We start from the raw sequence: 11,969 nt of genomic DNA on the forward strand, positions 1-11,969 counted from the left end.
GCTCTAGCGCAACATCGTCATCATGGTCGCTGACATCGTAGCGACCAATTTTTCGCGTGTGTCATCGTGAGCAAATGCACGCCCTTCCGACACGATCAGCGTACGTCCCGGTTTAACAACGCTTCCTACAAATCGAAAGTTGTCGCCCTTGGCAGGCGCCAGCAGATTGATCTTGAATTCGACGGTCAGAATATCGGCCTGTGCCGGCATCAGCGTATAGGCCGCCAGTCCGCATGCGGTGTCGAGCGCGGCTGACACCATGCCGGCATGCAAAAAACCATTCTGCTGCGAAAATCGTAAATCGTACGGCATACGCAATTCAAGCTCGCCGGGCCCGACTTTAGACAGCGTGACGGCGAGCGTCGCCATCGCGGGCTGCCCCTCAAATACCCGCCGGATGCGTGCTTCGTAATCCGGATCCTGAACCTGAAAAGCAGTCATTAATTGTTGGGCGGCGAACTGAAATCGGTCGGCGCGTTTTGTTTGCCGGTGTTGAAGTCGAATATCTTGCGGAAGACGCCCGGCGCCATGGCGGAGATCGGATTGACGCGCAGGACGGGGGCGCCCGGCGTACCTACCACTTCATAGGTGATGCCAATCAAGCCTTCATTGTTCCCGCCACCGAGGATCAAGCCGACGATCGGAATCTGACCGAACATATTGTTCAGACCGTAAAGCGGAACGAAGGTGCCGCTCATGCGAACCTGATTGGCAGTGTAATCGATGTTGCCTTCGATGGTCGCGCCGACTGTCGGCCCGCGCAGCACGCCGTCCTTGATCCGCAATTGCCCCGTCTGGCGAACGAACTCAGCGCGCATTCCCGAGAAGCCGACGCCCTGCGGATTAACGCCAGGTCCATTGGCGACAACGCGATCAAGCGCAGACTCTCCCTTGATGTGAAAATCACGGACGTTCAGCAGCCCTTCCTGCGGTGTCGTATCGGACGTCGGAGGATCAACCGCGAGCCACATCTTCCCGCCGGTCATCTTGGCGTAGGTGTCGGTGAAGCGGAAGAAGGCACCGGCATCGTTGGTTTCAAGGTACAGCACCTCCCGGCCCTGCGCTTTCCCGCGAAGATCGCCGATCACGGGCGTGTCGCGGCCAATCTTGCCGTTCAACGAGAAGGATTTGATTGCCCCGTTACGCCGCGAAAGTTTCAGATCGACGCCTCGCACGGCCTCGCCATAGTAACCGGCGATCGCCCCCAACTTGGCATCGATATCGAAATCAAAATTCTTGGCCTTTTCCTTCGCACTCGCGTCCTTGCCGGACATGGCACTCTTGATGAAGCTTCGCCCGTCAAACACCTCGCCACGCATCGTGACCTTGAGCGTTCCATCGGGTGCGCGTTCAGCTTTCAGGCTGGTCTTATCCCCCTCCGATGGAGAGAAAGTCGGAAACGACGCATTGACCAGATCGTTCTTGTCATCGACTTCAAGCGCGCCTTTGATCGACGTCCCGTTGCCGTCGACAACGATATCTTCAAAGCGCGTTCCCTGGGGCTTCTGGATGACGTTGAAGGTCATCTTGGTGTTCTTGCCGGCAACCTTGGTCCATCCCGGCAAGAGGTTATCGATGCGCGCAGCGGTCAGATCCGCTTCCACACCAAATCGGTTATCGCCATCACCGTTGCCGATCTTGCCAGACAGCTTGATCGGAATAGCACCGCTCAGGCTCGATCCGAGATCGACGCCAAGGCGCGCACGAGCAGCATCGTCGAGCGTCGCGGCGAGCTTGACGTCAGCCTCACCATCATTGGTCTTGCGATAATCCAGCGCCGCAGGCTGACCGCCAATCTTGACGTCACCCTTCACCCGATAGCCTTGATTGTCAGCGACGATCTTGAGCGCGTTCGCTTCCAGCTTTTGGTTCATGGCCAATTTATCGACCGAGAACGATCCGAGATCGAGATTGACCGAGTAGGTCGTATCTTCCTTGGTCAACGCGTTCTTCAGCGGCATGGCAAGCGTAATGACCGCTGCGACTGTTCCCTTGCTGGAATTCGGATCGATCAGCTTGTCGCCAACATCGCGCAACCGGTCGGACTGAAGAATTTCGGCCGCCGCCGGCACAGGGCCATCCAGGCGGAAACGAACACGTGTCGGAGCTGGCTTGGGCGCCAGATCCGGCACCTCGAAGAGGAAATCGGACACCGTGAGCTTTCGTCCGGCTGGCGTATCGACTTGTCCCTGACTAACGTTCACGTTGACCGTCCGGCCGCTCACCCGGCCTTTCATGTCCGCATCTCGGACGGACGGAATGTCGTCCACGGGCCGAATTGTCAGGCCCGTCGCAGCGAAATTGACCGACAAGCCATCATCCGGAATCGGAGGACCTCCGCGCACGAGCGTGTGCATCGGAGCATTCACAGCAATGTCCAGCCGCTGCAACTGTCCGCGGTCGACGCGCTCGATCATCCATTCACGAACCTCGGGGACGATCAGAATCGGCCAAGCCTTTTTCAACACCGAAACCGGCATCGGCGTTGCCGCCATCCCGAGCGTGAGCCGCGGTTCAACACCCGCGTAGTCCAAGCTACCAGAGCCGGCGATGCCGATCTCGCCGTTGCTAATGTCGCACTGGGTCAGAAGGACCTTCTTGTTGTCCGTGTCGAAACGAAGCCGGACCGCAATGCGATTGAAGATCGCCGGATCTTCGCCGTTTTCACCAGCGAGCAAAATCGTCCCGCCACTTAAGCCGAGCTGCCAGTTGGGTACGCTGCCATTGGGTGGCTCAAGGTGAGCCAGCAAGGTGATCCGGTTCGCGCCGGAATTCACGTGAAATGGCGCGACCATGACACGTCGCCCGGCATCCCATTCCACCTTGGCGTCGGCATAGTCGATCACCATTGGATAATTAGGAACATTGAGATCGACGATCGTTCCTTTGCCCGCGACGAGCTCACCGCGGAAGTAGGTCGGCAGGCCATCGCGGCCGACTTCCCCCTTCAAAGACCCGCTCAGCGGCATGTCTGCTGCGTAGGTGAAGTTCTTCAACCGGGCAGCCAACAGAAGATTGTTCGACGGAACTTTGTTCGCGGTGATGTCGATAGAACGAACGCCATCTGACGGCGCTCCGACAGCAACTTTCAGCTGCCAGGGATTTTTACCCTCCTCGCCGATGCTGAAGGCCGCCCCGCCACCGCTCGGACGCAGCAGGCTAAGGCTGATGTTCTCGAACGTCAGGCGACCACCGCTGCGCTGGTCTTCGACGCTCAGCACACCATTGCGTAGGCCGATTTCGTTCAGGCTCTGGCCATCCAGTCCTTTGGCGCTCAAGCCATCGAGCCAATCCAGAGCAGCCAGCAAACCACCAGCGCCGTTGGGATTAGACTCCTGCCCCGGCGTTGCCGGTGTCGCCTGAGGTGACGCCTGCCCCGGGGCGGATGCGACCGGCGCGGCGGCGGGCTTTTCGGAAACTTTTGCGGTCGCGAGCGGGCTGTTGCTTTGGCCTGTCGATACGATCACGCGCCCGTCAGGCGTAATCCGGACGGACAACTCCGCACCGACGAGCCTGAGTGTCTCCGCACGGAGTTGCCCCATGATGAGGGCCATGCCGGACAACCTGACTTCGGCTTTCGGCGCACTGGCAACGATGTTGTGATCCCGGTCCCGCACCAGAATGTCTCTGAGCCGGACCGCGATGCGAATTCGTCCGGCCCGCTCAATCTGCGTGCCGCCGACTTCGACAGTGTGGTCGTGTCCGAGATTTTGTTCGATGGCGGATGCGAGCCAGGGCGTGATGGAATCGAGATTGACCGGGCCGGCTCCAAGCCGCAGCCACAGGGCGCCAAATCCCGCCGCCGATACAACGCCGAATACCGCGACAATGATTGCGAGGCGGCCGATCCAGGCACTTTCCCCCAGCCAGCGCCGCAATCCCCGAAACGGTTCCGTCAACCGATGCAGCCCCACGCCGCGCCGCTTCAAAAGCTTGAGCGCTTGATCGCATGCAGCATCGTCATGATCCCATCGGGAATCATGCCAGCGCATGTGCTCGTCAGCAGCCTTTGAATAGGCCTTTTTTGGCTCGGAGCTCGGCATTGCCTCTCAATGCTGGTAATCCGCCTGGCTACCGCCAGACATCGAAGTGTCGATAATGAGCGGTTGCTCGGTTGTCTGGCATCCTGCCAAATCTAAAATGCTGTTTGCTGTTGGTCGGCCGGTGGCTTTCAAGGACACGAGATTCTCTTGTCACCATACCCCGGACGCGCCAGATTTGCCCAGCGGCAGAACACCCTATGGGCTTGTTGCCACTCACTCCCCCAATTCCCTAGATGCCCCGCTGAAAGCGACGAAAGGAAGGCGTATGTCCCCGAAAACGCGGAAGAATTCTAAAAGCGCCGCTCCCGGGCGGACCAGCGCACCAAAAGCCCCCGGCAAAACCCGTAAAGCGAGTTCATCGGCGGCGAAAGCGAGCACCCAGGCTGCCAAGACGGCCGCAAAGTCCCCAGCCGCTAAGTCCCCTGCAGCCGCTAAACGGGCGACCTCAACCAAACCGAGAGCTCAGGCTTCCGTGCTTCAGGAAGGCATGCGAGCCCCATCATTCATTTTGCCACGCGACGGAGGGCAATCCGTGGCGCTGAAAGATTATGCGGGACGCAAACTGGTGATCTTCTTCTATCCCCGGGCGGACACTCCTGGCTGCACGATGGAAGCTGCTGATTTCAGCCGACTCGCCACCGCGTTTGCCGCCAGCGAAACCGCCGTCCTGGGGGTCTCAGCCGATCCCGTGAGGACGCAGGAGACCTTCAGGGATAAGCATCAACTGACCATTCCTCTGATGTCGGACGAAAAGCACGGGATGCTGGAAGCCTATGGCGCATGGGGGCAAAAATCCATGTATGGCAAGACCTTCGAGGGAATTCTTCGAACGACGGTTCTGATCGATCGCGATGGCAAAATCGCCCGCATCTGGCCGCGGGTGCGGGTCGCGGGGCACGCCGAAGACGTACTGACCGCCGCCCGCAGCTTGTGACCCCACAACCACCATTTCCCGAAAATTAACCATAGACGGTTCAAATCAGCCTCGAATTGAGCCGACCGGAAGAGTGACCGGTCGGCGCAGGAGTGCTGATGTCGTACCGTTCTGGCCCACAACCTTCCGACCACCATGATCATGCCAGGGCCCATCAACGTCGCCCCACACATGGCCATCCCCCTCCGCGCCCACGTCCGGATCGGAAGGGCTACACCATTGTCCACGCCGGCAAGCAGGTTCGGCTGGGACCGGTGGTTTTCTGGATTGTCGCAGGCTCCATCATTCTCATGGGCGCATGGTCGGCAGCGACCGCGACGTATTTCGCGTTCCGCGACGACGTGTTGACCCGCCTGATCGCGCGTCAGGCGGAAATGCAGTACGCGTATGAGGATCGCATCGCGGAACTGCGCGCACGCGTCGACCGCACCACCAGCAAACAGCTGCTGGACCAGGAGCAATACGACCAGAAGCTCAACCAAATCATGAAGCGGCAAGCCCTGCTGGAATCACGCGCGACAGCGCTCAACGCAATGCCGGACGCCTCCGTGACGGGATCCATCGGCAAGCCGCCTGCCCGGGCCTCGCAATTGAACGACAGCCCGTCTGCGATTCCGAAGCCGTCGCCGATCAATGACACCGTGATCTTCGTTGCCCCGCCGGATAGGGAAGCACGTCTGGAATCCCGTACGCCGCAGGTCACGAGCCCACGCAATACCGAATTCGCGAAACTCCAGGGCGTCGATAACGTTCTGACCAATTTACAGAGCGGCCTCGACAAAATCGAAAACCGGCAACTCGCAGCGCTCAATTCCGTGGAAGACAGCTACGACTCGCGCGCGCGCCGCATGCGCGGTGTCATCGCGGATCTCGGCCTCAACATGGCTCAGCTTGAAGCGGCCGCCCCCAAGGGAGGCGGCATCGGCGGACCATTCGTCCCAGTGCGAGCACCGACTGGCGACGCAGGCGCGTTTGAGAAGCAGCTCTACCGCATCAACCTCAGCCGCGCTCAGGTCGACAAGCTGACGCGAACGCTGTCGCTTGTGCCCTATCGCAAACCAGTGGTCGGCAACGTCGAATTTTCATCCGGCTTTGGCGTGCGCAGCGACCCGTTCCTCGGGCGCCCGGCCATGCACACCGGCCTCGATTTCCGTGCCTCGACAGGCGATCCGGTCCGCGTCACCGCGAACGGAAAAGTCGTCAACGCGGGCTGGGCGGGCGGCTATGGACGCATGGTGGAAGTCGACCACGGCAATGGCTTGTCGACACGTTATGGGCACCTGTCGCAGATCAATGTGAAGGTCGGTGAGATCGTCAAAATCGGACAGGTGATTGGCGAAGTCGGTTCAACCGGACGGTCGACTGGACCGCATCTCCACTACGAGACACGGATCGACGGTGAAGCCGTCGATCCGCAGAAGTTCTTGCGTGCCGGTGTTCGCCTCGCCCAAGGCTGAGACAGAGACTGAGCTTTCGAGAGCTTAGTCGACGTCCTCGATTGCACCCGGTGTCGTGCCGAAGGCTTTTTGTGCAAGCGTGGCGGCCATGAACTCATCGAGGTCACCGTCGAGCACCCCCTGCGTGTCAGAGGTCTGCACACCGGTGCGCAGATCCTTCACCATCTGATACGGCTGCAGCACGTATGATCGGATCTGGTGACCCCAGCCGATTTCAGTTTTGGCGGCTTGGTCCGCGACGGCCTGCGCTTCGCGCTTCTTCAGCTCAACCTGATATAACCGTGCGCGCAACATATCCCAGGCCTGCGCCCGGTTCTTGTGTTGCGAGCGGCCGGCCTGACAGACCACCGCAATGCCTGTTGGGATGTGCGTCAACCGCACCGCGGATTCCGTCTTGTTGACGTGCTGACCACCTGCGCCGCCCGAGCGCATGGTGTCAGTGCGGACATCCGACTCCTTGATGTCGATCTGGATGCGATCATCGACCACCGGGAACACAGCGACACTCGAAAACGAGGTGTGACGACGCGCATTGGAGTCATATGGCGAGATGCGCACAAGACGATGCACACCGCCCTCGGTCTTGAGCCAACCGTAAGCGTTGTGACCCTTGATCTGGATCGTCGCAGATTTGATCCCGGCTTCTTCGCCTTCGGTTTCTTCGAGATACTCGATCTTGTAGCCGTGCTGTTCTGCCCAGCGCGTGTACATGCGCAGCAACATCTGCGCCCAGTCCTGGCTTTCAGTCCCGCCGGCACCGGCGTGGACTTCAAGGTAGCTGTCATTGGCGTCCGCTTCGCCCGACAGCAACGCCTCAAGCTCCTGACGCGCGACCTCTTTCTTGAGCGCTTTCAGGGCACTTTCCGCTTCCGTGATAACGCCATCATCGTTCTCGGCTTCGCCGAGTTCGATCATGCCGACCTGATCCTCGATCTCGCGCTCGACCTTGCCGATGCCGGTGAGTTGGTTTTCGAGCGAGGTCCGCTCCTGCATAAGCTTTTGGGCTTTCTGCGGATCGTTCCAGAGATTGGGATCTTCGGCGAGGTTGTTCAGTTCGGCGAGACGTGCAGTGGCGGCATCGACGTCAAAGATGCCTCCTCAGCAGCCCGACTGACTGCTTGATCTCTTCTACAAGGCGCTCAATTTCAGGACGCATAACAATTCCATCTGCGGCAAAGGCCGCGATTCAAACGAAGGAAGGGATGTAGCGGCTGACGGCGGTCAGTGCAATCAATACAGACCGCCGGTCCCGGAACGAATGATGGCACGATCCGCGTCAGGTGAAACGCTGAGCGGTCTGCCATCCGCATCGGCCACGCCGATAACTGAATAGTTGTCCGGCGGCGCGGTGCCGGGCTTGAACGCTTCGAGGATGGTCCTGCCCGTATCGCCCGGACCTGCGCGCATTCCCGTCTTTGCGTCCACGCGGATCAGCTTGATGCCGGCGGGCACGCGGAAAGGCACTGCGGGTTTATCCGCAAGCGCAAGCTTCAGGAAGTCCTTCGCGACTGGGGCAGCCAGATGGCCGCCCGTACCTCCGCGGCCGAGGTTCCGTGGCTTGTCGTAACCGATGTAGATGCCCACAACCAGATCAGGCGAGAATCCAACGAACCAGGCGTCTTTCTCATCGTTGGTGGTTCCGGTCTTGCCGGCGACCGGCTTGCCGACTTCACGGACAACCGTCGCAGTGCCGTTTTGCACCACGCCCTCCATCATGGAGGTGATCTGGTAAGCCGTCATGGAGTCCAGCACCTGCTCACGACGATCCACCAGTGTGGGTTCGGCCTGGTTCTTCCATCCGTCAGGTGCGTCGCATCCGCGGCACTCGCGTTGATCGTGTTTAAAGATCGTGTGGCCGTAACGATCCTGAATACGGTCGATCAACGTCGCCTTCACGCGTTTACCGCCGTTGGCGAACATTGAATACGCGGTGACCATACGCATCACCGTCGTTTCGCCTGCTCCGAGAGCATACGACAGATAATTTGGCAGTTCGTCGTAAACGCCGAAGCGCTTGGCATACTCGCCGATCAACGGCATGCCAACGTCCTGCGCGAGCCGCACGGTCACCGTATTGAGGGATCGCGCGAGTGCGTTACGCAGCGTCGTCGGGCCGTAATATTTTCCGGTCGAGTAGTTTTCCGGACGCCACACCCCGACGCCCTGCCCTTGATCGATTTCGATCGGCGCGTCGACCACCACCGTCGATGGCGTGTAACCGTTATCCATCGCCGTCGAATAGACGATCGGCTTGAACGACGAACCCGGCTGACGGTAGGCCTGCGTCGCGCGATTGAACTGGCTCTGATCGAACGAGAAGCCTCCGACCATGGCAAGAACTCGTCCCGTCCAAGGGTCCATCGCAACCATGGCACCGGATACCTCCGGGACCTGCCGGAGCCGGTATTGGCCCTCAACCTTGTTGCCATCCTTGCCCAGCAACGGATCGACGTAGATCACATCGCCCGGAGAAAGAACCTGCGTCACATTGGTTGGCGTCTTGAAACGCGTCGGACCAGCCGCCGCCTTTGCCCAACGAACACCGTCCAGTGTGATCAGACCAGTTTCTCGGTTCTTGAGAACCGCGCCGCCGAGTTCGCGACCGGGCTGGAATCCGATCCGCGCCGACTGATCGCTGGTCTCCAGAACAACAGCCATTCGCCAAGGTGAGATATCGCTGAGCGATTTGACGTCGGCGAGCTTTACGCCCCAGTCGCCGGTGATATCGATCTTGGTCTGCGCCCCGCGCCAGCCTTGCGCCTCATCGAAGTTAACGAGGCCCGCGACCATCGACTTGCGCGCCATGATCTGCAGTTTTGGATCGAGCGTGGTGCGGACGGACAACCCGCCCTCATACAGTTTCTTTTCGCCATAACGCTCGAAGATGTCGCGGCGGACTTCCTCGGCGAAATATTCGCCAGCGAAAATATGCGCTGCATTGCTGCGGTTGGTGACGACCAGCGGTTCCTTGCGGGCGGCGGCGGCATCGGACTGCTTGATCCAGCCGTTCTCAGCCAGACGATCGATCACGTAGTTGCGGCGTTCGATCGCGCGGTCACGGTTGCGAACCGGGTGAAGCGCAGCAGGCGCCTTCGGCAACGCGGCGAGATACGATGCTTCCGCAACGGTCAGTTCGTTGACCGACTTATCGAAATAGACCAGCGACGCAGCCGCAATGCCATACGCACCAAGGCCGAGATAGATTTCGTTCAGGTAGAGCTCGAGGATCTTGTCCTTGCTGTAGGTGCGCTCGATGCGCATCGCCAGCAGAGCTTCCTTGATCTTGCGGGTAAACGACACCTCGTTGGTCAGCAGGAAGTTCTTTGCAACCTGCTGTGTGATGGTTGATGCGCCCTGTGGGCGGCGGTTGGAGCCAAAATTCTGCGCATACAAAAGCGCAGCACGCGCCATACCTGTGAAATCGATACCACCGTGCTCGTAGAAATTCTTATCTTCGGCCGCCAGGAACGCATTGATGACGGACTTCGGAATGGCCTGGATCGGCAGGTATAGCCGGCGTTCTTTCGAGTATTCGCCAAGTAACGCACCGTCCGACGCATGGACACGCGTCATCACTGGCGGCTCGTAGTCCTGCAGCTGCGAGTAATCCGGAAGGTCTTTCGAATAGTGCCAGATGAGACCTGCGACCGCACCGACACCGACTAGAAAGACGATCGTTCCCGCAGCAAACAAAAAGCCCATAAACCGCAGCAGCAACCGCATCTTCAGATTTCCGTTCCAGTGTGCGGCGCTGCCAGCCGCAGCGCATGATCGAAAGTGCCTAAACTCGGGATTCGATCAAGATTCGATCCTGTGAATCTTGTCAGCGAATATCGTGCGACCCATTCCCCATGGATCCTGCCCTGACTTCGGAACGGGGTTATAGCATCCCGCGCGAGATCATGGATTGATTCTACCAGATTTTTATAAAGCCGGTGCTGTGGCCAAACTAGGGCTTTGAGCTCCGGATTTGCCCTGCGATTTCAATTTGAAGGAGTGACCGAAACAACGCGTTTTCCAAGGAAAGCATCGACCGCCTGCGCCACGGAACCCACCGTCCGCGAACGCCAATTCTCTGAAACGAGATGCTGAAGGTCATCCTTGTTGGAGACGTACCCCAATTCGACCAGGACGGAGGGCACATCATGAGCCTTCAAAACCCTGAAGCCCGCCGACTTCAACGGGTGCTTATGCATCCGCGCCACAGATTTCATCTCATTGGCCAGCATCCGCGCAAACCGATTTGAAAACGTTCGGGTTTCGCGCTGAGTGAGGTCGATCAAGATATCAGCCACTTCGGCCGGTTCTTCCGTCAGATTCACGCCTGCTATGGCGTCAGCCTTGTTCTCGGCATCCGCAAGCTTCTCAGCTTCGGCGTCAGAGGCCTTATCGGACAGGGTGTAGATGGTCGCGCCCTGGGCATCGCCCTCCTTTTTGGGCAGCGCATCGGCGTGAATGGAAACAAACAGAGCGGCCATATTGTTACGCGCGATTTTGACCCGGTCTCCCAGAGGGATGAACGTGTCATCGCTGCGCGTCATGACAACGCGATACTTTCCGGATTTCTCGATTCGGTCTCGCAGGGCCAGCGCGAAATCCAGCACCAGCGTCTTCTCACTTTCGCCGCTCGGCGCCTGCGTGCCGTTGTCGATGCCACCATGTCCGGGGTCGATCACAACGACAGGACGGGAATCGATGGGGGTAACAGCCTTGGTTGCTCCGGTTGTATCCGAGGCGGCGGGATTTGCATCTGCATCCGCGAGGATCGCAGGACGCAATTCTGATGATACCGATGACGCTTTGAACGCCGATGGCTCGACGGCGGCCAACTCCAAAACCAGCCGCGCCGGCTGATCGTTTGCGGCCTCGATGGTATAGGCCTTCTCGATCTTGGCTGGGCCTGTCAGATCGAATACCACCCGGGAGCCTCCCGGCATCACCAGACCGTAGCGGAAAGCCCGGATCAGCCCCCGGGCCGAACTTCCGATACCCGTCGGGAGGTTGAACGTGACCTGCGGAATATCGAGGACCACCCGATACGGATTGTTCAGCGTAAAGGCACGCACATCGATCTTGCGATCGAGATCGAGGATGAAGCGCGTTTGCTTCTCGTCCCCCGCAATACGCACGTCAGACGCGACAGGAAACTCCTCCGCAATCGCAGGGCGTGGAGGCTGGGATTCGACAGCACTGGCCAAGCGGAGCGGCACGCACATCAATATGATGGCGCATGCACCTGTAATCCCAAGCAAAACTGAATGATGAAAGCGGCTCAACAAGGGATTCCGGTGCCTCCAGAACAGCCTCATATCGCAATAGAACCGGAGGGTTAACCTAACCTTACTGAATGGCAAATGATTGTCGACCAGTGTTGCAGGGCTGTGACGCTTCCCTTGCCAGAGGGGGTTATTCGACGTATGTATGAAGGGCTGACGGTTTAAACTTCCGGTTGTATCGCGTTCAGCTTTCCGGTGCAGCGCCAGGTCTCAGATATTCTTCAGATATTCTTGGGATTTGAGCGTATTGACCGATCCC

Annotated in this window: 7 protein-coding genes; 2 read left to right on the forward strand and 5 right to left on the reverse strand. The window is 59.2% G+C overall.

What is annotated here, in order from left to right; translation table 11 throughout:
- Positions 1–3 precede the first annotated feature (3 nt).
- A complete protein-coding gene (locus ACZ5C3_RS16655; RefSeq protein ID WP_464031388.1) occupies positions 4–441 on the reverse strand; it encodes a PaaI family thioesterase in 438 nt (145 codons plus the stop codon).
- Positions 441–4,043: a YhdP family protein gene (locus ACZ5C3_RS16660; RefSeq protein ID WP_464031389.1), complete on the reverse strand. Its 3,603-nt coding sequence runs from the start codon at positions 4,041–4,043 to the stop codon at positions 441–443. Before ACZ5C3_RS16660 ends, ACZ5C3_RS16655 begins: the two co-directional genes overlap by 1 nt.
- Positions 4,044–4,530: 487 nt before the next feature.
- Here ACZ5C3_RS16660 and ACZ5C3_RS16665 point away from each other — a divergent pair, with 487 nt between their 5' ends.
- Complete coding sequence (locus tag ACZ5C3_RS16665; protein ID WP_464044789.1) at positions 4,531–4,977, forward strand: peroxiredoxin; 447 nt, start codon at positions 4,531–4,533, stop codon at positions 4,975–4,977.
- A gap of 98 nt (positions 4,978–5,075) precedes the next feature.
- Complete coding sequence (locus tag ACZ5C3_RS16670; protein ID WP_464031391.1) at positions 5,076–6,434, forward strand: peptidoglycan DD-metalloendopeptidase family protein; 1,359 nt, start codon at positions 5,076–5,078, stop codon at positions 6,432–6,434.
- A 24-nt stretch (positions 6,435–6,458) separates the two neighbouring features.
- Here the strand turns inward: ACZ5C3_RS16670 and prfB are convergent.
- From prfB to ACZ5C3_RS16685, 3 genes are all read right to left on the reverse strand, one after another.
- Positions 6,459–7,590 (reverse strand): peptide chain release factor 2 gene (prfB, locus tag ACZ5C3_RS16675; RefSeq protein ID WP_464044166.1). Its coding sequence is split into 2 segments (ribosomal slippage): positions 6,459–7,520 and positions 7,522–7,590, totalling 1,131 coding nucleotides; the frame shifts between segments, so codons are not numbered across the junction.
- A 74-nt stretch (positions 7,591–7,664) separates the two neighbouring features.
- Positions 7,665–10,157, reverse strand: coding sequence for a penicillin-binding protein 1A (locus ACZ5C3_RS16680; RefSeq protein ID WP_464031393.1), 2,493 nt, complete (start codon positions 10,155–10,157; stop codon positions 7,665–7,667).
- Positions 10,158–10,417: 260 nt separating this feature from the next.
- Positions 10,418–11,713 carry an N-acetylmuramoyl-L-alanine amidase gene (locus ACZ5C3_RS16685; protein ID WP_464044167.1) on the reverse strand — a complete coding sequence of 432 codons (1,296 nt, stop codon included), beginning with the start codon at positions 11,711–11,713 and terminating at the stop codon, positions 10,418–10,420.
- Positions 11,714–11,969: the final 256 nt, after the last annotated feature.

The sequence above is a fragment of the Afipia dichlorophenoxyacetatis genome, assembly GCF_055386385.1.